Here is a 26,279-nt window from a genome sequence, read left to right on the forward strand (position 1 = left end):
TTATTCTAGGCGGAATGATCTTCTTTCTCTTCACCAAATCCGAATGTTCTGTCTCTTATACCGATACGGCCCTCCCTAATCCCTTTGCGGAACAGCAGATGATACAAAATCACACCAACTGCCAGCAAGGTAGCTGCTACGATCGCTACGCTATGGAAGTTTTCCGGAATAGTCAAAATGCCAATTTCAAAGATCAGCCATGCAATCGCTAGGAACGTGAGCGGTGTGCGCCATTTTCCTAGATCAAAGTGCTTCGATTTGGGCAGTTCCTTGCGTTTCCATGCATAAGCCGCAATCGTTGTCAGATAGAGAAGGGCAGGCAGAACTGAGGTTGCCCCTACCAGAAGGGTCAAGGAATCTGCGAATAGCACCGCGAGCATGCCTAGCACGAAAACGAGTAAAACTGCGTTTGTTGGTACGGAAGTCTGAGGTGATACCTTCTTGAAGATGGAGGAAGCGAAGAATACATTGTCGCGTGACAACGCATAGATGAGGCGGGAAGCGGAAGCCATGATGATCAAGCCGCACGCGAAGATGGAAATGAGGCAAAGCACCAGAAAAAAGCTGGATACAGCAGAGCCAAGACTTGCTTGCAATATGTACGGAATCGGATTCGCTACACCAAGCACAGTCGGCAAATCAGTAATGGCAACAGAAATGACGATCAACAGTAAGAAACCGATCACACCACTTAGTAATACGGATAAAATCATCGCACGAGGAACCGTTTTCTTCGCATTGATCGTCTCCTCGGAGAGATTCGCAGCAGCCTCGAAACCTACTAATGTAAAGGAACCCATCAGGGCAGCCATGATAAAAGCGCCTAGGTACGAACCATCTGATTGAGTGGCAGTGGTACCGATCTCGGTCAGCATGTTCCAATTTGCCCCTTTGTACATCACAACTGCCCCCAGCACTACAACGATCCCAACCATACCGATCACTTCGGTGTACACGGCGATATCGTTAATGCGAGTTGCTAGCTTCACTCCATAAATGTTTAATAAAGCTTGCACGACTAGGGTACCAATCACGATCCAGACTAGCGTCTTGGAGCCTGTATCCCAACCAAACATCTCGGCAATGATGGGCGCCAGCGCATAGTCGACGGTTGGAACCACGATAACGAGAAAACAAAAGGCAATCCAGCCAGCAAACCAACCCAGCCCCGGGTTGGCAAGACGTGTCACCCATTGATAGGAATAACCGCTCAATGGAATTCTTCCAGCCAGCTCTGCAAAAATAATCGCCACTAACAAATGCCCTATGGTTACAATCGGCCAGGTCCAAATACCAGCCGGCCCAGCTGTACTCAGCACAAATCCATAATTGCTAAAAATACCTGTTGTAATGGAAATGAAAGAAAACGCGACGGCAAACGAACTGAACAATTTTAATGTCCGTCTCAATTCTTGCTTATAATGATACGTTTGCATATCTTGCGAATCATTTACTTGTACCGATTGCTTCACCATGGACTGCCTCCCTCACCATTTGCTTTACACGGATGTCTTAGCAACGATGACTTGCAATCCTTCCTGAGCCAGTCGCCCAGCAAGAGATTGGGGTAGTTCCTCATCTGTAATGACTACGTCGATATCGGATAGCTCTGCCACTCTCATAAAAGCGGTTACATTTATTTTGGAATGATCAATCAGGGCATATGTTTCTTTGGCGTTTGTAAGCATCAGCTGCCTGATGTCTGACTCGCCTACATGGTAATCCGTAAAACCAGTTTCGGCGGCCAATCCACCCACACCAATAAATGCTTTGTCCACAAACAACCCCTCGAGGCTTTTCCTGGCAATCGGACCGGACATGGCCAGATCCCCTGCCCGCAATTCACCTCCACTCATGATCACCTTTGCATCCGGGTGATGAGATAGTTCCAATGCCACCAGTAGCGCATTGGTTATCACCGTAATTCCTTTTTTATGGTAAAGGTGTTTGGCGAACAATTGTGTCGTCGTGCCTAAATCAATATAGATCGCGTCACCGTCCTCCACCAAAGAGGCGGCGGCCACTGCAATCGCCTCTTTCTCCGCCAAGTTTAAACCACTCCGCTTGGCATAAGGAGGCTCTACGTTGGTTTTATTCAGAATAGCGCCACCATGCACCTTTTTCAGTAGCCCCTGCTGCTCCATTTCATACAAATCACGCCTGATTGTTTCGCGGGTCACCATTAGTCGGCTGCATAGCTCTGCAATACGAACGGATTGATTTTCTTGTAGCATTTGCAGGATCAGCTGCTGCCTTTCTTCTTGTAGCATGGATGATCACCAGCTTCTCTTAATTGTAAATCTCCTGACTAGACTGAAACAAGGTTTGGACGTTCGTCGCAAATTCCTCTGCCTTTTTCTTCACAGTCCCCTTCATTAGTATATCTCCTAATGATGCCAATCGTCCTGTCATTTGCAAATCCATCTCGTATTGAACTCGTGTGGTTCCCGGCTGTTCCTCTTTTAACTGAAGGTGCAATTGATTGCGGAATAATCCGGCCAACGCTACTGGTTGTCCGGTCATCTCTACTTGTAGCGCTTCTCCTTCTACTGCTTCTCTTAATTCTCCGGTGACACGGAATGGAATCGTCATAAACTGTATTTTCACTTCCATGTTCGCTTCATAACGGGTTAGGCTGCTCATTTTTACTTCTTTGCAGCCCGGTACGCATCCTGACAGCTTTTCTACATCCATAAAGACCGACCATACATCCGCTTTGCTTGCCTGAATCGTAAACGAGTCGGATAGCTTCATCGTAAACTCTCCCTTCTGATGATCGCTTTAAAAGAGGTGCTTGGCTGTTTCTTTTGCCAATTCCATTGAATTGGTGTGATCATCGTCGCCAAGGCAAGTACAGCTCCCCACTGCATAAATATCTGGCAGATTCGTTTTCCCCGTGGCATCTACGATGATCGCATCGCGATGATCTCGCTCGATTGGCGTTCCTTTCAAGAAAAACGTGCAAGGCACACGACCTTTTGCAAAAATGAGTGTATCGCACGCCACTTCGTTTCTCTCATCCGTCATCCGATTCCGCAGCTGCACTCCTTCTACTCGGGACAATCCCTTGATAGAGGTAAGCTCCCAATCGGACTCCGCATATTTGACCAGATTGCTCGTCTCTTTTTCCAGAAGGGTCGCTGTACTGCGTGAGATTCTACCATTCTCGATCAACACAATCCTGTGGCCTGGCTGATATCCTCGCTCTACCAGCTGCATCGCCATCATCGGCGTCATGATTCCTGCTGGACGTGTCCCCGGGATTTTATGCGCCTCACGCGGTTTTTCCAGTGAGCCTGAGGCGATCAGTACCTTTTTTGCCTCAATAGAATAGGTGCCCATCGGTGACTGGACGTACAACTGATGCAGTTGACCGTTTGCCCCTGGGAAAAAACCGACGACCGTTGATTGTTCGTGAATCTCGAAGGGAAGCGACGCGATTTTTTCCAGCAGCTCCCGTTCTGGTGCAAACTCCTCGGAGCTCCAATACGGTAAGGTGAAGCCACCTTTTCTCTTCTGGTAATCAATCATCAGAACAGAGCTGATTCCTCCTTCCCACGCTGAAACGGCTGCCGTCAATCCCGAGATTCCTGCTCCAATGATCACCAATTCATACTTCATGCCTGCTTCTCTCCTTGTACTACAGCTAGATAAGAGTTTTTTACTCCTTTTAAAGGCTGCTTCCCGGTCTGATCAGGATAGGTCTCGGCCATAACATCGATGATTTTGGGAATACAGCAGTTTCCTTGGCACTCTCCTAAGGTGGCGCCCGTCCGCCGCTTCACGCCATCAATAGTCTGCGGGGTGAGTGGACGCTTCAAGGAGTGGACGATCTCACTCCGGGTAATCGAGCGGCACAGACAAATGATTTCTCCTGTATCCTGCTCCTCTGAAAAGAGATCGGGAAGGGTGTGCTGTGCCTGTTCGTTTGCTTGCAGCTCAAGTCCAGCTTTCTGAAGTGTTTCCGCTACCAGCTCTGCTATGCCAGGGGAAGCAGATAGTCCGGTGGAACGAATCCCGGCAGCATGAATCATGCGTGGCTGCACAGCGGATGGACGGATGACAAAATCTCCTTCGCTGCAAACTGCCCTGACTCCGGCAAACTGACGAATCGTGGAAAACTGCCGCGTGTCTGGAACGAGTTTCTCACAGCCTGCCAGCACCGATTCCATCCCGGCCTCCGAGGTGGAACGATCCCATTTGTCCTCTTGATCCTCCGCCGTTGGCCCAAGCAGAAAACCGCCGAACACGACTGGCGAAACCAACACGCCCTTGGAGGTTTTCGTAGGAACCGGCAAGATGATCGAGGAGATGGATATCGCCTCTTCGGTCAGGATAAACTGGCCTTTGCGCGGTGAAATCGAGAAGCTCTCCTCTCCCACCATCCGGGCAATTTCATCAGACCATAATCCGGCAGCATTCACCGCATAACGGGTCGTGACCGTTCCCCCATTTTCTAGCGTAAGGCGCAGGTCCTCTCCATCCGGTACCGTCTCGATGTGGGAGACGCCATGCCCAAGCACAACCTCCGCACCGTTTAACACTGCTATCTCTCCGAAGGCTCTGGTGGCCCAGAATGGATCGCAGATAGCTTCACCTGGCACTGCCAATCCACCTGTTACCTTGGTTGTCACAGCGGGATTCATCTCCAGAATCTCCTCAGCAGACATCCAGTAAACATCTACGTCATTTGCCTTTGCTTGGGGAACATAGGTGGTTTCGATAATCTGCTTTTCTTCTTCGTTTGTCGCCACCATTACAGCGCCACATGGAATGAAGGGAATTCTCAGATTCTCAACCAACATCGGCCATAAGCGGCGGGAGCGGCGAAGGCACTCTGCCTCAACCGTGCCTGGCTTTGCATCAAACCCGGTATGAACAATCCCACTGTTCGCCTTGCTTGTCCCTTCACAAACGTCAGGCTGCTTCTCGATTAAAAGCAGTTTCAGTTGATAAAACGAAAGGGCGCGTAATATGGCTGTACCGACTACTCCACCACCAATCACCACAACGTCATACTTATGGTTTTGCATTCTGTTCCACCAGCCTTGGATTTTTGTTTGCAAAATATTGCTTTTGTTTGCTTTATTTCAAATTCATTATATTCTGACTTGTATTTTTCTGTCAATAAAGCGAACTGCTCCCATCATATGACAGCAGCAGTTCATCATTTTGCATTTTTTTGCAAACAAGGTTTAGAGTGTGAAACGGTTGATCATTTGCTGTAATTCCCTCGCCATCTGGTTTAGCTGCTCGGCGGATGTAGAGAGCTGGTCCATCGAGATGCGCTGCTCTTCCGTTGAAGCAGCCACACCCGATGCACTTGCGGCAGATTCCTTTGCAATCAAGGACAACTGCAAAATAGATGCCGTCACCTGTTCCGTTGCCGCTGACATTTGCTCGGCAACGGAGGAAATCTCCTGAATCTGATCGGCAACATCCTGGGTAGAATCCATGATCCGGCGGAATGCTTCCCCTGTCTCATAGGCAATCTGGATTCCGGTTTCTACCTCGCGTGTTCCCTCATCCATGGCTTGTACCGCCGAGGTCGTTTCCCGTTGGATTTCCGTAATCAGGTTGGCAATTTGGTTTGCGGAGTCGTTGGACTGCTCTGCCAGCTTGCGCACCTCATCTGCTACCACTGCGAAACCTCTTCCCTGTTCACCTGCACGCGCAGCTTCAATCGCTGCATTGAGCGCCAACAGGTTCGTCTGGGATGCAATGCTTGCGATGACTTCTACGATCTGCGAAATTTCTGCTGAGCGGCTATCCAACGAACGAACGACATCGGCAGAATGGCTTACAGATCGGTTGATGGAGTCCATTTGTCCTGACACCTTCTCTACGGATTGGTTGCCCGTCACCGCTTCGTTTGCCATATGTTTCGAAGATTCGGCCATCGTGGATGAGGCTTCGGCAATCCGCTGAATACCGATGGCCATCTCTTCCATAGCACGCGCACTTTCTTCGGCACTATGCTGTTGATTCTCCGTGCCGATTGCTACCTCTTGGAACGACGACGCCACCTGTCCAAAGGCAAGCCGTGCTTCATGAGACTTCTTTGCGGAAGTTTCCGAAACAGTTCCGACTTGACCGGTATAGCCGCTAATATTTTTCATCATTCCGTGCAGATCCGCAATGAATACATTCACCGCTGTCGCCACGTCGCCAATCTCATCCTTGCGCCGGATTGGGATCGTCTGGGTTAAATCCTTTTTTTCCACCAGGTTGACGATGCTTGCTTTCAGCTGCAGCAAAGGGCGTGCTACCTGTCGATTGATGAACCAGTACAAGAGCACGAGGAAAATGCTGATCGAGACACCAAAAATAATCAGGCTGATGTAAAAGTATTGGGTAACCGGTCCGTTAATCTCTGCTGCGGGCATGACAGTAGCTAGTGTCATGCCTGTTTCCCCGATAGGAGCGAAGGTGACGAATTGCGTTTGACCAGCGATGGTTGCTTGCGTCATACCCGTCGCGGTTGCTTCTGTTATTTGATTGGCAATGTCCCGCAGTCCCGTTTCAGATTCGTCCGTCATTTTCACCTGCAAGTTCTTTTGGGCATCGCGATGGGATACGTAAATGCCCGACTTGGAAACGATAAAACCGTAGCCTGTTTCGCCAACCTTCAGATTTTCGATGCTTTTGTTAAGCTCCGTAAGCCCGATATCCAATGTCGTCGTACCGCTGATTTTTCCTCCCACCTTAATGGGTGCAATTGCTGTCACCATAGGAACTTTGGAAATCGGGTCGGCATACGGCTCAGTCCATACATATGGCTTGTCCACCATCCCCGCCTTGTACCAATCCTGCGCGAGATAATCATAGCTGCCATCGCTATAAGCCGGATCGAGCTCTACTTTGTCGTTATTACGGATGGCGTACCTGCCGTACAGCTTTTGCGTGCTGTCGAAGCTGTATGGCTCCATCCAAAATCCACCGCCAACAATCAAAGGCTCAGACGCTACGACATCGACCAGCGTCCCTTCTATTTGCTTGATTGTTTCCTTGGAGCCATGCGAGACAGAATAAGTGAGTGTTTCCGAGAGCTTGCCTGTCTTGTCCAGCATCCCATTCAGATAAGCCGCCTCTTTGGCTACCTGCATTTGTAGCTTTGCTTCTACTTCATTCGAGATAATTTGCTCAAACTGGAGAAAACCAAACACTAGCTGAAGAATAAAAATACCGATCGTGATAGCAGCCAAAATGGTTACCAGCACATTTTTTATGCTCCTCATGCAAAAGCCTCCAATCATACAAATTTTTTAAAATGGAAATTCATGACACGACGACATTTGGTAATTTACCCCATCGTTACCAAATGTAAACTTCTTCTTTACAAACTTTTAAAAGTATCAGAACAGAACGATAATAAATCCGCATAAAAAAAGGCGCCTGCCATCCGAAAAGCTCGTGGATAGTAGACGCTGCACTAAGAATTCATATCGGTTACGAAACAGGTGGTTGCTTATTCGTTCGAGGTCCTTTCATTCCACCAAGACGCTGCAACTGGCGAATCATGAGGAACGAAAACCCTGCAAAACAAACAATCGTCAATGTAATTTTGCTATATTGATAAACACCGGCAATCATTATTTCCAGTTGATCAAAGAACAAGTAGCCTGCCACGAAGTAATGCAAGGTCCAAACGATACTGCTCGGCAAAAAGAATAGAAGGAACTGCCGAAACGACATTCGGCTGGCACCGGCGAGGATAGGCACGATATGACGAATAATCGGAAGAAAGATACCAAAAGCAAGCAACCAGCCCATTGACCCGCGCAATGCCGATAGTCTATCAGCACGCAAGCCCAGCCTCCGGGTCATCCAGCCAAATACCTTCGCTCCCAGCAAGTATCCCACGCAAGAAACGATGAAAAAAACGGGGTATATGATGGCAAATGCTGGAAAAAAGTCCGCTCCTGTATTAGCAACCTGTGCCCCCATGGTCATGACCGTAATCTCATCAGGAATGAATTTTCCCAGCATGCCTGTAACCATCTCCCAGAATAGCTCGTAATACCCTGTAAACTCCACCTGTGCCGCCTCCTTTCTCTCTGCACTCTATCCTAACGGGTAAACCTTTCAAAAGAAGACAGAAATCCTTAAGAAAAGGATAAGTATTTCTGAAGAATTTCTTACAAAATAAAATTCGAGATGCCCAAACAAAAAAACGTGTTCACCAACTACCGCTTACACACGGCTTGGCAAACACGTTCTTACGCTCTATTCTCTTCCCTCAGCCTTACGCTTGCTGCGCAACGCTGACATGGCTTCAATGAACTCTTCCTTGTCAATGACATTCAGCTCATATAGCTCCCGAATTTCATCTTCTATCAACAGCAAATCCCCTTCAGGATCACCTGTATAAATAACCAATCCGAAACGGTGCAGAAACGCCTTCAAATCGAATTCATTCGGGTTTATTTTCAATGAGCTCCCTCCAGATCGATTTCCATCCTTGCGAGGACGGCATCGTAATCAAACTCGACAGCAAAGCCGGTAATGACGATGATCTTCGCGTGTGGATACGCTTCTTGCCACGCCTCCTCCTCTTCCGGTTTCAATCCGACGATATACAAAGGGTCCGCGGATAGCTGTGGGTGTTCTTGAAACAAGCGTAAAAACTCTTTGCATCTCTCCTGTTCGACAGCCGCATTCAGAACGAGGACAGCTCGCTCAACTTCTCCGGACTCTCTTTGTTTAGCCAGCAACTCAAACGTTTTGACCGAAGGCACAATGGCATTAATCTCAGGAAAACGATCGAGCACTTCATCCAGCCAATCATCTTCATGCCAGGCCAGGTAGTATAGCATCGCAGTAGACATGTAACAAACACCTCATGGATATATACTTGACAATATAGGTAGCCATTCTTGTTTCTTTTCTATTATAGCACGTCTCGCTATAACTGCCCACGCTGCTGGCTTGACTTCGACATTTCCTTCACGTAAGGTGGAAAAAGCAAACAATTCGCTTGAACAGATTTTTGTGCGAAAAGAGGTAGACGTAGTGAATAAGAAGCACCTTGCCCTCTTGTTCTTTATTGCTTTTTTCATCATGCTCGGTTTTGGCATCATTATCCCCATTCTTCCCTTTTTCGCGGAAAAATTGGGTGCGACTTCGTTACAAATTGGCGTACTTTTTGCCAGCTACAATATTATGCAGCTGGTGTTTGCACCGATTTGGGGGGCACTTTCAGATAAAATCGGGCGAAAGCCACTCCTATCATTTGGGCTGTTCGGCTTTTCTATCACCTTTATCCTGTTTGGACTCGCTGACAGTTATACAGAAATGCTCCTGTATCGCATTTTGGGTGGAATCGTCTCGGCTGCCGCATTGCCAACCGTAACCGCAATGGTAGCGGATCTCTTCCCTTCAGAAGAACGGGCCAAAGGGATGGGGGTCATTGGCGCAGGGATTGGACTTAGCTTTGTCTTCGGTCCGGTCATTGGTGGACTGCTCAGCAAATTCGGCTTTGCCGTTCCCTTCTACGCTTCGGGTATCGTGGCGTTGCTTACATTTTTCCTGATCCTGTTTTCCTTGCCAGAAAGCCTGCCGAAAGAAAAACGGGCGAATCTGCAAAAAGAACAGCGGCAAAATCCGCTTGTCTCTTTGTTCGGATCCATGTCCTTGCTGTACGGTATTTTGTTCACCGTTTCCTTTGCTTTTTCCGGACTGGAAACGACTTTTGCCCTGTACATAAGTGATTTGTACGGTTTTACCTCCATAGACCTCGGCTACATGTTTCTCGTCATGGGCTTGATCGCTGCCGCTGTACAGGGCGGGCTGATCGGAAGAATGGTCAAGCAGCTAGGGGAAGCAAGTGTCCTCGTCATCGGGATGATTCTTTACGGCATTGGATTTTTCGCCATTCCGTTATCGGGTAACTTTTGGGTGCTGGCGCTGATCCTCTCCTTATTCGGGGCGGGACAAGGCATGATCAGAGCGACAGCCACCGCAATGATCACCCAGCGAACCACGCAAGGCCAAGGCGTGACAAGTGGAGCAATCAGCTCGATGGATAGCCTAGGACGGATCTTGGGTCCATTAGCTGGTGGAGCGGTTTACCAAGTCTCCCACGGCGGTCCGTTCTTCCTCGGAGGGGTCTTGATGGTGTTGCTCCTCCTGTGGTTCGTAAGCAGCTATCGCCGCCTTCCAGAACCAAGCACACATGCGCAATCGTAAGTCATACAAAAAGAAGCACCGCCAGCATTCAACAAGTTGCTGGCGGTGCTATTTTTATGGCAGCCTACTGTTCCTGTAGCTCCATCCAAACTGAAAAGGTTACCTCTATCTCCTGCTGTACCTGATCAATCAACTGTTGCCAAGCCACTAACTGCTCGTAATCGGCCCCTTCAGTTTGGAGCAAGGCAGTCAGTTCGCCTTTTCTTCCTTCTAACGAGGCTATTTTTTGTTCAAGCTCTGCTAGTTTGTAAGGATTTGGACGTTTTGCTGTCGCATTCGTCACGGCCGTCTCTTGGACTTGTTTGACTGCTGACTGCTTTCGCTCTATTTCTTCTTCTGGCTTACCCGCACGAGCAGCAATCCTTTGTTTTTGCTTTTCCCTTGCTTCCTCATAGGAACCCACATCGTGAACCAGCCGCTTATTTTCTACCCAAAATACACCATCTGCCATCTTCTGCAGGAAATAGCGATCATGCGAGATGATAAACAACGACCCGCGAAAATCCGCCAAGGCTTCCTCCAATGTTTCTCGCGCTTCAATATCCAGATGGTTGGTCGGTTCGTCCAGAATGAGCAGGTTGATTTCCTGATGCATCATTTGGGCCAATCGTAGTCGCATCCGCTCTCCGCCGCTCAACTGCCCGATCCTCTTGAAAACTTGTTCGCCGTAAAACATAAACCGCGCCAGCAAATGTCGTGCTTCCGGCTCCGTCACGCTGGCTACCTCGCGGAAAACATCAATCAGACGTTGGTTTTGGTCCCCTTCCAAAGCTTGCTGTGACAAGTAGCCAACCTTTACGCTGCTGCCAATTTTGAGCGTACCTGCGTCTGGCTCAATCTCTCCCAGCAGCATGCGAATCAACGTGGATTTGCCGCAGCCATTTGGTCCAAGCAGCGCTTTTCGCTCCCCGTAGCGCAATAAAAAGCTAGCGTCTGCAAACAACTGTTTTCCGCCAAATGCTTTCTGTACCCCCGTCGCTTTCAGCACATCCTGCCCGCTTCGGTCGGTTTTCATAAACTGCAAGCCCATGCGATCTGCTTCCATTTTTGGTCGCTCGATACGTTCAATCCGCGCCAGCGCTTTTTCCATACTTTTTGCCCTTCGGTGAAAGGCTTCGTTCGGTGGATTGGAGCGATTGCCCCACTCCTTGAGCCGTTTGATTGTCTCTTTCATTTTCTTGATTTGTTTCTGCTGTTCCTGATAAGCGGCAAACTGTCGCAACAAGCGCTCCTCACGCTCCGTGGCGAACGCACTGTAATTGCCGATATAAAATTCAGCTTCCCCTCCGTCCACATGATAGACAGACGTGACGACCGCATCCAAAAAATAACGGTCATGGGAGATGATCAGGATCGTGCCTTGATAATTTTTCAAAAACTCCTCTAGCCACTCCATCGACTCCACATCCAAATGGTTGGTCGGCTCATCCAAGAGCAGAACATCGCTTTGTTGGCAGAGTAGCTTTGCAAGGCCAGCCTTCGTCTTTTCCCCACCACTCAGCTGGGCAAAAGGTGTCGCTAACAGCTCCGAACTAACTCCCAAGCCCTGTGTCACCTGGGCCATTTTCGTCTCCCACTGATAGCCATCCCGCTGTTCAAATTCATCTTGCAGCTTTTGATAGCGCAGCATGAGGCGGTTTAGCTCTTGTTCATTTTCGTATAGCAAGCCCATCTGTTGCTCGAGCTCGCGCATCTGCTCCTGCAGCTTGATGACATCCGCAAAAGCACTGGCTACAACATCGGCCCCCGTCCACTCCGCCGGATACTTCGGCGTTTGCGGCAGGTACGCCCATATCGTTCCTTTTGCCCGAAAAAGCTCACCAGAATCTGGGCTTTCGATACCTGCCAACAGCTTGAACAATGTGGTTTTGCCTGCTCCATTCGGTCCGACGATCCCGACGCGTTCTCCTGCCTTTATTTCCAATGTGATATCTTGTAAAACCGGATCGGCTCCGTACGATTTCTGCAATTGCTGTGTCGCGACAATAATCATGATTGTTTCCTCCTTGAAATGTTGGTAACGGTTCAAAATAATGGATTTCCTGGTGGCCCCGGCACAATTTTGAGACCACACCGCACGTACGAGTGGACGCAAAAAAGCCGCAGGCCATTACCTGCGGCATCGTGAAAGGGACCGACCTTACGTCAGTTACCCATTATAGACAAGAACAAACCGCCCCTGATCGATGCATGGTACGCCTATGGAAACTCCGTTCAGTTGTATGCGCAAAAAAGGACAGACTGATCCCGTTGAATGTAAAATCATGCGTCATACTGGAAGTTTCTACCACAAACCACGCTTGAAGAGTTCCGGACACGTACACACACCTCCATTTCTCAAGGGATAGGAAATCACAACCATATCTTACATCAGGAGTTACACAAAAACAAGAGGGCCTGCTACGTGCTCCTCGTTAGCAGGCCCTCTGCGTCGTTTGTTCGATTTTTTTATCGGCTTCCGTTGCCCTCTGTGGGAAACAGCGGCTTCTTCGTCTCTGCATCTAGAAAGGAAATCGTCGTGTAAGGTGGCAACTTCACTTTTGCAGTCAAATACGGATAGGAAATTACTTGCGGATACATTTTGCCCGGATCAGGCTGCGTTTGTTTGACATACACAAAAAGCTGCTCCAAGCTCTGCTCGACTTTGGTTACCTGCAGTCCGTAGCCAGGATTCGGTGAGGACCCGCGTGCGATGACATAAAGATCTCCCTGCTTGTGAATGCCTTGCTGTTCTTTTACCGATTCAATAAACGTACGTTCCTGTTCTGTCAGCTTATCGGCATCGACAAGCGTAAAGGCACTCTCTTCCCCAGCCATCACAATTTCCACCGCCTTTTTCTCGGCATTCCACGTGATTTGATGTCCGGCCTGCTCTGCCATCCATCTCAACGGCACATACACTTGCTTGTCACGCACGATTGCGCCCTGCCCATCTAACAGCCACTTGCCATTCAACGCTACTTTTCCTGTAACGAGTTGGAACGTCAGCGTCCCTTTTGCCAGCTTCATTTCTCCATTCGTTGCATCCTGTTTCCAAGTGCCTCCTAAAATCCGACTCGCATCCTCGGCAGTTACATAGGTACGCTGCTGGACGAGAATCGGTGCTTTTGCCAAGGAAGATTGCTCTCCGTTTACCAGTATCGCATTTGTCGTTGTTTGTGGTGTGCTAGTCACTGCCGCCTGCACAGGATAAGCCGCCAACACTTGCAGTGTCAGGGCAACAGCCAAAATCGATTTGCCTTTCATTGTTGTTCCTCCATCCCTCATCATCATTTTCGTCATTCTTTACTTGTTAGACATAGGTTACCTCTGTTTCGTTTCACTATGACTGAGATTGGCGAGAGATTAGTGCAAAAGCCAATTTCCCATGACCAGAACAACCGGGATGGACAAGAGCGCCAGCAAGGTGGAACAAACCGTCGTCATGGCCCCCATCTCCTCATCCGCTGCATAACGCCCGAACAAAATCGAGGCCAATGTCAGGGTGGGCATAGCTACTTGCACAAGGGAAACGCTGACGATATCGCTGTCGATTGAAAAAACGGACAAAAGAAACGCCGTCATCAGCGGAAAAACAACGAGTTTAAACGTGAGTGGCATGCTCAAAAGCTTCAAGGATACTTGTGGTTTGTTGCGCAAAAACATAGGCAAAAGCATACCAATATACATCATGGCTAACGGAGAGGCAAGCTTGGACAGCGTTCCAAAAAGCTGCTTCACAGGCTCAGGAGGCACAAAACCGATGATGGCAGAACCGAGTCCAAATACAATCGCGATCATCGGGATGTTGATGAGTGTCTTGAGCCCTTTCAAGGAGAAGCTTCCTTTTTCCTGGAGCATCATCACCCCTACTGTCCATAGCACAACATCCACACCTGCGTCAAAAATCGCTGCCAAGAGTGCCCCTTTTGGCCCGAACAATGCTGCACAAAGCGGTAAACCGATGAAGCCTGTATTCCCCAAGCCAGACAAGAGCGCGATCTCCCGGCGTTTTTTCACAGGAAGCGGAAGAGCACGCGCACCTAACCAGCCGATGAAAATACCCAAGCAGTTCAGGATAATAGAAATGAAGAATATTGCAAAAATTTGGTATAGAATTTGTTGATCAATGGTTGTCTGAAAGATCCCGTCTAAAATAATGCACGGCATGGCCACGTTAATAATAATCGTGATGACGAGTTGGCGGGAGTCCGCAGTCAAGGGTTGTCGGTAGCCGATTAAGCTACCGATCCCAATGATGACGGCCATGATGAGGATGGACTGCTGCAACGTTTGTAGTTCCATGCTGCCCTCCTGCCTACATTTCTACCGGAAGCCATTCGAGTTTTGCCGGCTCCCCTTTTTCACATGTTCGGAGCAAATCCCCGCACAAGGGAACAACCTGCTCAAGCGGAACACACCAGGAAAGGGGGAAGGCAACCTCACTACCCTCAATGACGAGTGTGGACATCACCGCCGATTGCTTGTCTGCCGCAAGGACAAAGTGCTGTTCAGAAGGCTCGTGTTCTTTCCATTGCACCAATACTTTGCCGTTGTTCCCGCCTGCTACGACCAAATCAACATGGTCTCCGTACGCTGCGTGAACCAACGTCCGCGTTACTCCATCCAATTGAGCGATTTCCTTCAGCACTTCATGCCAGGCTACATGCTTTTGCTCGATTCCACTTCCATCTGTATACATACGCCAGTCGTTTAACATGTTGATTGACTCCTTTTGTCGGTGCGCTCTCCTATGAAGAACAAGCACGTCATTGCTTGTAGGCCTTTCAATTCGTACTAATTGTACGCTTCTTGACGGGGAACCTCAACCACTACTTCTGCGCCAAGTTTTCGTCTCATGCACATAGCTACTGCGTGAATGGAGAATCCTTAAAAGAGATAGCCGGTATGTCGTTACTGTAGTGGTGGGGAGGAAACAGGAGAAAACGCTCAGATTCTTGTCCCACCCGCTGTGGGGTTGACTGCCCGCCTCCATGCAAAAAGCGAAACCGCGTCCAAAGTGGTCCTTTCAGGATGTATTTCAGAGGTGGACGCTTAAAGGCGTGTTTCGCTTTTTGCATTCCGTCTAAGTCGGTGTACCAAAGATCTTCGCTGTTTTCTCCTGTTTCCTCTACGAGCTTTCCGTGTTTAAACAGGCTTTTAGAGATATAAAAGAATGGAAGAAATGTCATCAGTTACGACAGAGAAGAATATTTCCAGACGTAGCGACTTGTGGAGTCCTACCGAGCGGAGAAGGGATTCGCGGGCATCAGAAACGCAACCGTGCCCACGCGACGTAGCGGCTACCACTTTTGCGTTTCCCCGCGAATCCCTTCGGAGCGGACAGTCTTTACCCCCAGCAGGACGTAGCCTGGAGCCTAGACTGGAAATATTCTTCTCTTCACCGCAGCTGTATAGTTCTCAATTCAAAGTAATCAAATAGGATTTAACAATTTAAAGATTGACAAAGGCATGAACGACCACTACTATGAATCCATGAAATCCGATTAACATAAAGGGGATTACAACATGAAAAAAGTCATTCTTTCTACCTTACTCTCTTGTCTGCTACTGGGAATGGTTGGCTGTAGCACTTCCGGTTCTCCTTCTCAGCCGAATAATACGACTCCGCCTGCTGATCAAGCAGCTTCGCAAAATCTGCTGGAAAAAGTGAAAGCCGAGAAGAAACTCGTCATTGGTACGGAAGGTACATACTCTCCGTTTACGTTCCATAATCAGTCGGGCACATTGACTGGCTATGATGTGGAAGTAATCACGGAGGTTGCCAAGCGACTCGGTGTAGAGCCTGTGTTCCAGGAAACCCAGTGGGATGCCATGTTTGCGGGACTCGACTCCAAACGCTTTGACGTCATTGCCAATCAGGTAGGAATCCGTCCTGATCGTCAGGAAAAGTACGATTTCTCCAAGTCATATACGATTTCCCGTGCGGTTTTGGTCACGCACAAGGACAATAACACCGTCAAAGACTTCAAGGATATTAAAGGCTTAAAAGCCGGACAATCCATGACCAGCAATTACGCTGACCTCGCACGCTCCCATGAGGCAGAAATCGTCGGTGTAGACAACTTTAATCAGGCGATTGACCTGATCGCGCAAAAACGCGTGGACGTAGTGATCAACGATAATTTGTCGGTGCTTGATTTCCTGAAACAAAAGCCGGATACGCCAATCAAAGTCGTGGCGAAAAATACAGAAGGCCAACCAACCGCTTTCATGTTCCGCAAAGGTAGCACGGAATTGATTGATGCGGTTAACAAGGTGCTCGATGAGATGCAGCAGGACGGCACCCTTTCCAAAATTTCCGTCAAATGGTTCGGCGAAGATATCACGAAGTAATTCTTAGCCGTTGACAAAATTGTCTGTCCCTTTTAGTATGTTCCTATTCAAATTCACATCGGTTTAGTGGGGGTTACTTTATGAAAAAACTATTATTTTCCCTTCTCGCTTCCACTCTGTTAGTCGCATTGGCAGGTTGCGGGTCGTCTTCAACAGGACAATCACCGCAAAATAGTGCCGCTCCTGCCCCAACAGAAGAGAAAAAAGAACAAAACTTGTTGGAAAAAGTAAAAGCTGACGGTAAAATGCTGATCGGAACCGAGGGCACATACGCGCCGTTTACGTTCCACGATCAGTCTGGCAAGCTGACAGGCTATGATGTGGAGGTCGTGACAGAGGTAGCAAAGCGCATCGGCGTCGAACCTGTGTTTCAAGAAACACAATGGGATGCCATGTTCGCTGGACTTGACTCCAAGCGCTTTGATGTCGTAGCGAATCAGGTAGGCATTCGCCCTGATCGTCAGGAAAAATACGATTTCTCCAATCCATATACCGTTTCCACAGCAGTCCTTGTCACCCATAAAGACAACACGACCGTAAAAGGCTTTGCGGATATTAAAGGTCTAAAAGCAGCGCAAACATTGACGAGCAACCTCACAGATATCGCGAAGAAAAACGGAGCGGAAATCGTCGGTGTGGAAGGCTTTAACCAAGCGATTGACCTGCTTGTTTCCAAGCGTGTAGACGTTACGATCAACGATGGGATTTCCCTGTTGGACTTCATGAAGCAAAAACCTGATGTTCCGATCAAAATTATCGCAAAAGATCCGAACGTAGCGAAAAACGGCTTCCTCTTCCGCAAGGGCAGCACAGAGCTGGTTGATGCATTCAACAAAGCACTGGATGACATGACGAAAGATGGTACCCTCGCAAAAATATCAGAGAAATGGTTTGGTGCAGATGTCTCTAAGTAGCTTCTTTGAAAACCCAGAACGCCTGAACCGATGGATCGATATCGCGCAAAGCTCCTTTCTTCCTCTGTTGAAAGGAGCCTTGCTCTATTCTTTAACAATCGCCATCGCTGCCTTTTTCATTGGTCTGATCCTTGCCGTTCTCACTGCGCTGGCACGACTATCCGGCATTAAGCCGCTGATTGGCATCGCCCGCTTTTATGTATCGATCATTCGCGGTACCCCTTTATTGGTCCAATTGTTCATCATTTTTTATGGCCTCCCGAGCATCGGCTTGATGATCGATCCGATACCGTCGGCAATCATCGGCTTCTCTCTCAGCGTCGGTGCCTACTCTTCCGAGGTAGTACGTGCCGCGATCTTGTCGATTCAAAAAGGGCAATGGGAAGCAGCCTACTCTCTGGGAATGACCTACTGGCAAGCACTGCGCAGGGTCGTGCTCCCTCAGGCAGCTCGCGTCTCCATTCCTCCTTTGTCCAACTCGTTTATTAGTTTGGTCAAGGATACTTCGCTGGCTTCGGTCGTTCTGGTACCGGAAATGTTTCGCAAAGCCCAAGAAGTCGTTGCTGCGACATATGAGCCGTTGCTCGTCTATGCGGAAGCAGCCCTTATCTACTGGGTGATTTGCTTCGTACTCTCCATTATCCAGGATCGCATCGAAAACAAGCTGGACCGTTATGTCTAAAAAGCAGGTGAAAACGAATGATTACGATCACGGATGTGCATAAACAATTCAACACCTTACATGTGCTCAAAGGCATTTCCCTCTCGGTGGAAAAAGGAAAGGTAGTTGTTATCATCGGTCCTTCTGGCTCCGGCAAAACAACCTTGCTTCGCTGCCTGAATGCACTTGAGGTTCCGACCAGCGGCAGCGTCCAGATCGGGGACGTCAAGCTGGACTTTTCCAAAAAAGTTGAGCGAACAAGTATTCCGAAGCTGCGGAAGCAAACCGGGATGGTGTTTCAAAACTACAATCTGTTCCCGCACATGACAGCCCTTGAAAATGTGATGGAGGGGCCCGTCACTGTCAAAAAAGAAGACAAAGAAAAAGCACGTGCGAAAGCCGCTGCTCTCCTGACAAAGGTTGGTCTCGGTGACAAGCTGGACCATTTTCCTGCACAGTTGTCTGGCGGACAGCAGCAGCGCGTAGGGATTGCCCGCGCACTGGCGATGGACCCGCAAGTCATGCTATTTGACGAGCCTACTTCCGCTCTCGACCCGGAGCTCGTTGGCGAAGTGTTGAAGGTGATGAAGGAGCTTGCCCAGGAAGGAATGACAATGATCGTCGTCACACACGAGATGGGGTTCGCCCGTGAAGTTGCCGACGAGGTGATTTTCATGGACCAAGGCGTCATCGTGGAGCGAGATACACCTTCCCACTTGTTCGCAAAGCCGCGTGAGGAACGTACACGTCAGTTTTTGCAGCATTTGAAGTAGTAACCAGAAAAAAGACTCTGTCTCTTGTATAAGAGCACAGAGTCTTTTCTTTGCAAGCGTACCTTAATCATCAAAGAAGCAAATCACTAGAAAAATAATAATGAGAATCCAAATGAACCCGCCACCAAAAAAGCCGAAACCATCGCGATTGCAACCCATGATCTTCTCTCCCCCTCTCATTGAGATCAGATGGAAGCACCGATCTGCTGGCAAGGATCAGTACTGCATTCAGCTTATGACAGTCGCATCTCCCCTGTATGGATGCCTGTCTATCCCAGCGATCAAAAAGAAAAAAAACGGGTGCTTGCCCTCGGCATTTAGACAAAACCTAAAAATTAACAAATGCTTCATGTTCTCTCTACTCTTCCTTAACATCAGACAACTATCATGAATGTGTCAGACCCTACGATGGACATTACGTCCTCCATTTCCGCCCGAATAGCCCCCTTCTACATCGGGCGGGCTTTTTTTCTTTGCCGCAAACCTATAAAATATGGATAAATAGACCATTTATAGCGGAGAGAGGGATCATTTGTGGAAGGATATAAACAGGCGTTCGCGCAATATATGGACGCTACTAATACACATGACTTTGCCAATGTAGAGAAAGTGCTTCATCCGAATGCTATTTACTGGTTTTCCGACAAGACTTGTACATCGATGAGTGAGATCCGCGCTTACTTTGAAAATGCATGGCATCTGATCAAGGATGAAGTCTATGCGGCTACGGATGTCCAGTGGATTGCTGTCGATCAAAGATCCGCTAGCTGTGTATATACGTATGAATATCAAGGCTATTATAACGGGGAATTCGTCAAGGGAAGTGGCAGAGCCACGAATATTTTTACGAAAACGGAGACAGATGAATGGAAGCTCATTCATGAGCATTTGAGCGGCAAAGTTGAGTAAGCAAAAAAAGAAAAGCCTCGCTAGGAAGCAAGGCTTTCTTGGAAGGTTGAGACCCCTACGTACAAAGGGTCTCATTTGTTTTTTTATCCATTAAAAAGGAATTCGCTCTGAATGAATCACATAGTGATGTTGTGCAGCCCACTCTTGGAGACCATCCCAGAATGCTTCGCAAGCAGTAACGATTTTTACTGGATCAGTCAGATCTCCCGCCATTACCAATCTGGCTACCTGATCGTATCCAGCCGGGCGATGCGGCAATTCCAGCGCTTCTGGCAAAACCTTGGCCCCTGTCGAGTACAGCTTTCGGTTATGCAGCCCGATCAACATCGCACCGTATTGGGCAAATTGCATGGCTAAATAGGGCAGATAGGTATGTGGACCGTCTAGATTTACGTTTCGCAACTTGCCAATAAACTCGTACATTTCCCCTACGAGAATACCGTTGATATTCTCTGTGAACTCTTCCTGCGCCGGTGATTCCGCTGCTTTTTTGAGCGTTTCAAAAAAGCCCTTCGGATCGTACAGACTCAGCGGAGAAAAGAATGGGCCGTGTGTCAGCGGCCAATCATCCTCGACAGTAGCGGCAGTGTTCAGCAAAACATCTGCACTGCACACATTCACTTCCGCCTTCCAAGGCCCCGCTGACCATTCGTAGCTAAATTCTATTTCTTCCCCTGTTTCTTCTAGTACACAAAACATCTCGATATCCGAATAAGGGCCGTCTGTCCCACGAGAAATAGAACCATACACCCCAATGGCCAGAATCTTTTCTTTGTACACGTCATGCAATCTCGCAGCAATTTCTTGGCAGGTTTGAAATCGTTCACTTCGAGACATTTTTACAGGTCCATTCATGTTCATTTACGTACATCTCCCTTGATATTTTTTGAGGTGAGCTGACACAAATACATGAATGGAGGACCTCGGGATTAACGGGGGACTTTTTTTGGATGCATGTGAACTTCCTCCCATCGACCAGATCGTACTGTTCGTTATGATATGTATTTTACCAAGGAAAGGAAAATCTTACGAGTGATTATTATTGATGGCGGAAGCCTGGGCGTTGTCGATGGCCGATTGAATATACGCTTGTAGCGTATCGATGAAGGTACGAGCGGCGAACCCCATATATTTGTCCTTGCGATAAACCAGACAGATGTCTTGGCTGGGTGTCGGATGCAAGAGATTGATGATCGCAATCTCGTCGTCGTTTACGTTTTGCAGCAGTAAGCTAGGCAGGATACAGCCTCCGATCCCTTTTTTTACAAGACTCAATTGAGACTGGAGTGTGGTGGTTTCGATATGAGGCTGCAAACGAAAGCCTTCCTGTATGCAATAGCGATTGATGAGCTGTCTTGCTTGATGATCCGGCGGAAACATCACCATTTTTACCTCTTGAAGCTGCCCAAACTTGATTGCCTTTTCCTTGGCGAGTGGATGTGCGCGATGAACGGCAAGCGCGAACTCTTCGTGAAATAGCGGAATGACAGTGATTCTCTCATCCGGCTCAGGTAACACCGTCACGCCCAAATCAATCTCGCCGGATGTGATTTGCTCCACGATTCTTGTAGACTCTATGACAGATAAGGATGTTTTCGGATACAAGCGGTGGAATTCTACAAGAAGAGCATCAAACAACAAATCGGCATCGCCAGGCAGGACACCGATCGTGAGCGTGCCCCCTTCGTTGTTTTTCATGGCTGCAATTGCTTCACGTGCGTAGTCGATATGGGAAAAAACATGCCGACTCTGTTCCAGCAATACCTTTCCTGCTTCTGTCAGCGTGATTCGCTTGCCCAAGCGGTCAAACAGCGGGACACCCAGCTCATTCTCTAAAAACTTGATTTGCTGGCTGAGGTTGGACTGAGAGGTACATAGCTTTTCTGAGGCCCGGGAAAAATGCATTTCCTCACATATTGCCATAAAATACTCCAATTGCCTGAGCTCCATTGCTTCACCCCTTGCGCCCATGATCATTTTTACTAATCATTCTCATCGGAAAAGCATGATTGTTGCGTTTTCCCCTACGACGTACACTTTAGATGACGGTAAGAGCGCTGTCAATCATAGGAAAATAATAGGGAGGTTTTGTCTCATGTCTCAAAGCATGATCACTTCTGCCACATCCGTTCGTCAAATTGGTCTGCAGCAGATTCCCATGATTCCTGAGGAGCTATTGGATGTTCAATCTCCCGCTTTTTCAAATACACTTCGCTGGAATATCGGGCATATCGTCTTTTGTTTTCAGCATTTCCTGTCCATCGGCTTGCCTTACCAATCTGACCTGCCCGCTTCTTACTCTACTCTTTTTCAGACGGGAACGAAGCCTTCTGACTGGACGACTGCACCTCCCTCGAAAGATGAACTCATTCACTACTTGTCCGTACAACTAGATCTGCTGGCCTCCGTTACCCCTGAGCAGCTAGAAGCAGCTTTGCCTGCCCCCATTACAATGGGTCCCTTCCAATTTACGACGGTAGGAGAAGTCTTTAACTTTGCCCTCATGCACGAGTCCATCCATCTAGGAATCATTTCCAGTATGGTAAAAGTCATCGCACAGGAAGCAGCAGCAAAGTAGTTACAAAAAAAACGAGACCTTCGATTGGTCTCGTTTTTTCGTTTATTCGAACCGAGTGAACTTTTCTTCGGCAGGTGTGCGTGTGCGAGCTGCTGGTACATTTTCCTGATCGAAAAAACCGAGGTGCAGGAAACCAACGATTTTCTCTCCTGGCGCAACACCCAAAATAGCGTGTGCCTTCGGGTCCCAGTTGTGCGCGTTTGTTTTCCACACAACGCCTAGTCCACGCTCCCATGCGAGCAACTGGAAGTTTTGAATGAGAGCAGCCGTCGCACTGAAATCTTCTTCCCATTGTTTTTGGCGCGGATCTTCTTTCATGATAACAACCAAATAAGCTACTGGCTGGTTGTACATGTCTCTGCGCGCCTGATGGGCTTCAGGCGGATAGCAGGTGATCAACTTCTCGACAAACGCTTCTTTTTTCTCTGAAGATACAAACATAAATCTCCATGGCTCACGAATACAATGGTTCGGCGCGTATACGGCGTCATTCAACAGCTCTAGAACAAGTTCTTCGGACACAGTATCTGGTTTATAGTCTTTTTTAATAGAGCGGCGCTCTCGAATGATTTTGGCAATGGACACAACGGTCACCCTCTTCTCTTAGACTTCCATACTTTGATAATGGTTATCACTCTTATTTAGAACATATGTTATCGTGTACACTCGGCAAAATCAAGTAAGAAGTAAACGAAACTGCACACCATCAAGATGAAAAAAGGATGCGACTTTTATGCGCATCCTTTTTACCTGCTTATTCCGGCCGTCGGTCCGTCAGCCAATGTCCGCCTGCGATTTTGCCCACTGATGCCATCAAAACAGACAGATGGGACGTGCCATCAATTCCTAAATATTCGTTCATGTCATGATCCATCCAGTGACCAATCGTCGTTACCCCAAGCCCCAATCCGTTTGCTACCAAATGCAGATTTTGCGATACGTGCCCGGAATCCCACCAAATATAGCGGTACGCACGCTCTTTGTATTTGTCTTTCGTGCGATCTACCATTGCTGTCCAAACGAAATTGACTGCAGCCCGTCTCGTCACCTCTTGTTCTTCCGTGAACAGATAGGCAATCTCGGACGTGTCTTCTTTCTTCAGTCCCTCCAAGCACCAGTTCTGTACATCCAGGTGATACAGGCCCTTCTCGAGTCCCTCCACGTTGTTGATCATCAGGTACGTCTCAATCGGATACAGAGCTCCGGCAGATGGCGTCGTGCGTAATTGATAGTCTCCCATATCATCTGTGATCCCCTGTGTCCCCCACAGCAAGAGATTCAATTCGTTAAGCGTCATGGGCTGTTTCAAGAAATTACGCTTGGATCTTCGATTAGCGAGGACCTCCCACAAATCGACGGATGCTGGAAACTGCGGCTTGCCCAATTCTATGCGTGCAAACACCTCTTCAAAGCGCAAATACGTCGCTGGTCTTTTGGAAAAATCATAACGAGAGGCCCAGCCTTTTTCTAGCTCGCCTACCCGGTAAGAGGTCGCCTCGATAAATTCATTTGCAATTCGCTGCCATTCGGGATGCATCTATGTTCCTCCTCGTATGTGCTTGGTGGTGATGTCTTTTACTATACGAAGCTCTTTTCCATTAGTAAAACAATGATTTATAATGTTTTTCATAAGATAAAACTAATGAAAAGGAACGAGGAGACATGACGCTTACCCAACTGCAAGTGTTTGTCGCCGCAGCAAAAGCTGGTAGCTTCACGCGGGCAGCAGAAGAAATCGGCTTTACGCAATCCGCCGTCTCGCAGATGATTCAGTCCCTGGAAAAAGAGCTAGGCGTCAGCCTTTTTCAGCGCAGTCGCAGCGGGATCACTCCGACGAGCATCGGAGAACGAATGCTTTCGCACGCTCGTGACATCTTGAACATCACATCCTGCATGACGGAGGAAGCAAACGTGGCCCGCGGGATTTCGTCCGGCACCTTGCGTATTGCCTCGATCCCCAGCGTCGCCTCCCGCTTTTTGCCTGGACTTTTGGGCAGCTTTCGCAAGCGGTTTCCGGCTGTGGACATCCTGCTTTTGGAAGGCGACAGTGATGAAATTAGCAACTGGCTGCACAGCTCGGTTGTCGACATTGCTTTTACCGTTATGCCTGATAAGGAAATGCAAACGTTGCCGCTCTTACAAGACGAAATGATGGTCATTTTGCCAGATACCCATCCGTTGAAGGACAGTCAGACCCTTCGTTTTTCCGAAATTGCGGAACGCTGCTTTATCATGCCAAAGGATGGCTGCATCCGAAAAATGCTGCAAGAGAATCAAATCACCCCAACAGTTACGTTTGAAGTGCGTGAGGTGTATACAATATTGACCATGGTGCAGGAGTATATCGGCGTCACCATCATGCCAGAGCTGTACATGCCACCTGTCATCCCCAAAGTCGTCGCGATCCCTCTGTCACCCCCGATTACACGGGAAGTGGTGCTCGCGGTGCGCAACTGGCAGTCGATCTCCCCACTCACGGCAGAGTTCGCCGTTCACAGCCAGCAATATGTAAAAGGAATGGATTTTGCGCCAACGAGCAAGTAGTCACACAAACAAAGCCCTCGCCTATTGGGATGGGCGGGGCTTTTGGTGTGCGAGAAGCTCTGTTAGCCATTTTTCAAATTTATTGGCACTCATAATTTCATGGGTAATAAATTCCCCCTCATAAAACAGGCCAAAGGTCGTCCATATGACAGGCGCGTTCTGTGCTGCTTCCCTCGTTGTTAGCTTGTACGCATGAAAGGGAACACTTTTCGCTTCCGCTACTTTTCTCAGCTCTTCCAAAACACCAACAGCAAATGGACACTGCGCTGTGTAATAAATGGTGACGCCTTTCTCCTTTGAAGAAGTCGTTCCTGTTTTCTTAAAGGACGGCATAGCGGCTTGTTCATTCCATTTCCATGCCACTAATTGAAAATACGGCTCTGCTTGGTCTGCCAGCTCAAACCCCATATGCTCAAAAAAACGCCTCTCACTCAAATACGGGTACTTGTTCTTCCCTACGATATGAACGATTCCGTCCATACCACGTTTGATAGCATCTTCCTTGCAATGAAGCAACAATTGTTTCGCATGCCCGTTCTCTTTATATCTGCCAGACACCCACAAACAGTTAATGTACATATAATTGGGCGCTTCCATTGGAACCCATGCCATTTCCGCAGGCAAGTACTCAATAAACACTTTTGCTCGCTCATCCAAGCGATAAAAAACCAAACCTTCATCCATTCGCTCTGTCAGCCACTTCTTCTTCTCGGCTACTGAATGTTCGTATTGTTTTGCACCTAATGCACAGCATATGTGCTCCGTTTCTATACTCTTTTTCGTGATTTCTATATACCCCATTGTTTACCGCCTCCACCTTTCCTCTGCTTTTATCAACGATCACGGATGAGGATTTTAAATAAAAGTGGTTGGTTTTTGGTAGCTGAGTAGTTATGTATATTTTACCACTTTTTTCTTGTCATAGAAAAAGGAGAAGTAGTGAATAGCTAGTTGGTTTTTTCATTCGAACAATGAAAGCTCTATTTCACCTGCTTGATCTTGCTCTAGATGAACAAGTGGAACAGGAGAGTAAATAAACGTATCCCCGTCGTTTTCAAGCTTGTACATGATACAAAACAAAGCTGATCCTCGATGATCGCCACTCGGTATGGAGAAAATCATGGCTGGACAGCGCAGCTCAGCAGAATGAACGCTTGCACATAGATCTTTATAAGTCACAACAGCAAGGTTGTCGATATCAACGAGATGCTTTTGACAATCCCCGATAACTTGCCTGTAATACTCTATATTTTGATGATACTTATTCGCAAAGCTCTGCTTATACTCCTCAATGCTAAGAAAGCAACACTCCCAATCCAAAGGTGGGATACTTAACACATAGCGATAGAACTTCAACTTTCTGATTCCTCCTCTTT

The 26,279-nt window shown here is 48.1% G+C and carries 27 protein-coding genes; 8 read left to right on the plus strand and 19 right to left on the minus strand.

The window, feature by feature from the left end; all coding sequences use genetic code 11:
* Positions 1-5 precede the first annotated feature (5 nt).
* From BBR47_RS21590 to BBR47_RS21630, 9 genes are all read right to left on the minus strand, one after another.
* Positions 6-1,475, minus strand: coding sequence for an APC family permease (locus BBR47_RS21590; RefSeq protein ID WP_015892543.1), 1,470 nt, complete (start codon positions 1,473-1,475; stop codon positions 6-8).
* Positions 1,476-1,499: 24 nt separating this feature from the next.
* A complete protein-coding gene (locus BBR47_RS21595) occupies positions 1,500-2,270 on the minus strand; it encodes a DeoR/GlpR family DNA-binding transcription regulator (RefSeq protein WP_015892544.1) in 771 nt (256 codons plus the stop codon).
* A gap of 19 nt (positions 2,271-2,289) precedes the next feature.
* Positions 2,290-2,754 carry a CoxG family protein gene (locus BBR47_RS21600; protein ID WP_015892545.1) on the minus strand — a complete coding sequence of 155 codons (465 nt, stop codon included), beginning with the start codon at positions 2,752-2,754 and terminating at the stop codon, positions 2,290-2,292.
* Positions 2,755-2,781: 27 nt separating this feature from the next.
* Entirely contained in the window at positions 2,782-3,621 is an 840-nt protein-coding gene (locus BBR47_RS21605; protein ID WP_015892546.1) for an NAD(P)/FAD-dependent oxidoreductase, read from the minus strand.
* On the minus strand, positions 3,618-5,033 hold the full coding sequence (locus tag BBR47_RS21610) for an NAD(P)/FAD-dependent oxidoreductase (RefSeq protein WP_015892547.1): 1,416 nt from the start codon (positions 5,031-5,033) through the stop codon (positions 3,618-3,620). The genes BBR47_RS21605 and BBR47_RS21610 overlap by 4 nt, the downstream gene beginning before the upstream one ends.
* Before the next feature lie 162 nt (positions 5,034-5,195).
* Positions 5,196-7,238, minus strand: a complete 2,043-nt coding sequence (locus BBR47_RS21615; RefSeq protein WP_015892548.1) for a methyl-accepting chemotaxis protein — start codon at positions 7,236-7,238, stop codon at positions 5,196-5,198.
* Positions 7,239-7,449: 211 nt separating this feature from the next.
* On the minus strand, positions 7,450-8,037 hold the full coding sequence (locus tag BBR47_RS21620) for a DedA family protein (RefSeq protein ID WP_015892549.1): 588 nt from the start codon (positions 8,035-8,037) through the stop codon (positions 7,450-7,452).
* 189 nt (positions 8,038-8,226) lie between these two features.
* Entirely contained in the window at positions 8,227-8,433 is a 207-nt protein-coding gene (locus BBR47_RS21625) for a YqgQ family protein (RefSeq protein ID WP_015892550.1), read from the minus strand.
* Positions 8,430-8,828, minus strand: a complete 399-nt coding sequence (locus BBR47_RS21630) for a hypothetical protein (protein WP_015892551.1) — start codon at positions 8,826-8,828, stop codon at positions 8,430-8,432. The genes BBR47_RS21625 and BBR47_RS21630 overlap by 4 nt, the downstream gene beginning before the upstream one ends.
* Before the next feature lie 22 nt (positions 8,829-8,850).
* Here BBR47_RS21630 and BBR47_RS21635 point away from each other — a divergent pair, with 22 nt between their 5' ends.
* A complete protein-coding gene (locus tag BBR47_RS21635) occupies positions 8,851-10,188 on the plus strand; it encodes an MFS transporter (protein ID WP_331383482.1) in 1,338 nt (445 codons plus the stop codon).
* Between the two features lie 64 nt (positions 10,189-10,252).
* On the opposite strand, the gene abc-f is transcribed toward BBR47_RS21635, so the two are convergent.
* The 4 genes from abc-f to BBR47_RS21655 all read right to left on the minus strand — a co-directional run bounded on the left by abc-f (position 10,253) and on the right by BBR47_RS21655 (position 14,887).
* Positions 10,253-12,181 carry a ribosomal protection-like ABC-F family protein gene (gene abc-f, locus BBR47_RS21640; protein ID WP_015892553.1) on the minus strand — a complete coding sequence of 643 codons (1,929 nt, stop codon included), beginning with the start codon at positions 12,179-12,181 and terminating at the stop codon, positions 10,253-10,255.
* A 455-nt stretch (positions 12,182-12,636) separates the two neighbouring features.
* The gene (locus tag BBR47_RS21645; RefSeq protein WP_015892554.1) at positions 12,637-13,434 is read right to left on the minus strand and encodes a stalk domain-containing protein; all 798 of its coding nucleotides are present in this window, start codon (positions 13,432-13,434) and stop codon (positions 12,637-12,639) included.
* Between the two features lie 99 nt (positions 13,435-13,533).
* On the minus strand, positions 13,534-14,472 hold the full coding sequence (locus BBR47_RS21650; RefSeq protein WP_015892555.1) for an AEC family transporter: 939 nt from the start codon (positions 14,470-14,472) through the stop codon (positions 13,534-13,536).
* A 13-nt stretch (positions 14,473-14,485) separates the two neighbouring features.
* Positions 14,486-14,887 (minus strand): hypothetical protein, encoded by a 402-nt coding sequence (locus tag BBR47_RS21655; protein ID WP_015892556.1) that lies wholly within the window; start codon positions 14,885-14,887, stop codon positions 14,486-14,488.
* Positions 14,888-15,696: 809 nt separating this feature from the next.
* Between BBR47_RS21655 and BBR47_RS21665 the strand changes: the two genes are divergently transcribed.
* The 5 genes from BBR47_RS21665 to BBR47_RS21685 all read left to right on the plus strand — a co-directional run bounded on the left by BBR47_RS21665 (position 15,697) and on the right by BBR47_RS21685 (position 19,781).
* The gene (locus BBR47_RS21665; protein ID WP_015892557.1) at positions 15,697-16,524 is read left to right on the plus strand and encodes an amino acid ABC transporter substrate-binding protein; all 828 of its coding nucleotides are present in this window, start codon (positions 15,697-15,699) and stop codon (positions 16,522-16,524) included.
* An 80-nt stretch (positions 16,525-16,604) separates the two neighbouring features.
* On the plus strand, positions 16,605-17,438 hold the full coding sequence (locus tag BBR47_RS21670) for an amino acid ABC transporter substrate-binding protein (RefSeq protein ID WP_015892558.1): 834 nt from the start codon (positions 16,605-16,607) through the stop codon (positions 17,436-17,438).
* Complete coding sequence (locus tag BBR47_RS21675) at positions 17,425-18,120, plus strand: amino acid ABC transporter permease (RefSeq protein ID WP_015892559.1); 696 nt, start codon at positions 17,425-17,427, stop codon at positions 18,118-18,120. Before BBR47_RS21670 ends, BBR47_RS21675 begins: the two co-directional genes overlap by 14 nt.
* A gap of 17 nt (positions 18,121-18,137) precedes the next feature.
* Entirely contained in the window at positions 18,138-18,872 is a 735-nt protein-coding gene (locus tag BBR47_RS21680) for an amino acid ABC transporter ATP-binding protein (protein WP_015892560.1), read from the plus strand.
* Positions 18,873-19,406: 534 nt separating this feature from the next.
* Entirely contained in the window at positions 19,407-19,781 is a 375-nt protein-coding gene (locus BBR47_RS21685; RefSeq protein WP_015892563.1) for a YybH family protein, read from the plus strand.
* A gap of 90 nt (positions 19,782-19,871) precedes the next feature.
* Here BBR47_RS21685 and BBR47_RS21690 read toward each other — a convergent pair whose 3' ends face one another.
* Together BBR47_RS21690 and BBR47_RS21695 are read right to left on the minus strand one after the other, a co-directional pair.
* A complete protein-coding gene (locus BBR47_RS21690) occupies positions 19,872-20,642 on the minus strand; it encodes an ANT(4')-I family aminoglycoside nucleotidyltransferase (protein WP_015892564.1) in 771 nt (256 codons plus the stop codon).
* A gap of 165 nt (positions 20,643-20,807) precedes the next feature.
* Positions 20,808-21,731 (minus strand): LysR family transcriptional regulator, encoded by a 924-nt coding sequence (locus BBR47_RS21695; protein WP_015892565.1) that lies wholly within the window; start codon positions 21,729-21,731, stop codon positions 20,808-20,810.
* Positions 21,732-21,876: 145 nt separating this feature from the next.
* Here BBR47_RS21695 and BBR47_RS21700 point away from each other — a divergent pair, with 145 nt between their 5' ends.
* On the plus strand, positions 21,877-22,359 hold the full coding sequence (locus BBR47_RS21700) for a DinB family protein (protein ID WP_015892566.1): 483 nt from the start codon (positions 21,877-21,879) through the stop codon (positions 22,357-22,359).
* A 42-nt stretch (positions 22,360-22,401) separates the two neighbouring features.
* Here BBR47_RS21700 and BBR47_RS21705 read toward each other — a convergent pair whose 3' ends face one another.
* Together BBR47_RS21705 and BBR47_RS21710 are read right to left on the minus strand one after the other, a co-directional pair.
* Positions 22,402-22,953, minus strand: coding sequence for a nitroreductase family protein (locus BBR47_RS21705; RefSeq protein ID WP_015892567.1), 552 nt, complete (start codon positions 22,951-22,953; stop codon positions 22,402-22,404).
* Between the two features lie 160 nt (positions 22,954-23,113).
* Positions 23,114-23,896: a SagB/ThcOx family dehydrogenase gene (locus BBR47_RS21710; RefSeq protein WP_015892568.1), complete on the minus strand. Its 783-nt coding sequence runs from the start codon at positions 23,894-23,896 to the stop codon at positions 23,114-23,116.
* Positions 23,897-24,021: 125 nt separating this feature from the next.
* Between BBR47_RS21710 and BBR47_RS21715 the strand changes: the two genes are divergently transcribed.
* Positions 24,022-24,903: a LysR family transcriptional regulator gene (locus BBR47_RS21715; RefSeq protein ID WP_015892569.1), complete on the plus strand. Its 882-nt coding sequence runs from the start codon at positions 24,022-24,024 to the stop codon at positions 24,901-24,903.
* 21 nt (positions 24,904-24,924) lie between these two features.
* Here BBR47_RS21715 and BBR47_RS21720 read toward each other — a convergent pair whose 3' ends face one another.
* Positions 24,925-25,704, minus strand: a complete 780-nt coding sequence (locus BBR47_RS21720; RefSeq protein WP_015892570.1) for an N-acetyltransferase — start codon at positions 25,702-25,704, stop codon at positions 24,925-24,927.
* A gap of 159 nt (positions 25,705-25,863) precedes the next feature.
* A complete protein-coding gene (locus BBR47_RS21725; protein WP_041749563.1) occupies positions 25,864-26,259 on the minus strand; it encodes a hypothetical protein in 396 nt (131 codons plus the stop codon).
* Between the last annotated feature and the right edge of the window lie 20 nt (positions 26,260-26,279).

It is taken from the genome of Brevibacillus brevis NBRC 100599 (assembly GCF_000010165.1).
Classification (GTDB): Bacteria; Bacillota; Bacilli; order Brevibacillales; family Brevibacillaceae; genus Brevibacillus; species Brevibacillus brevis_D.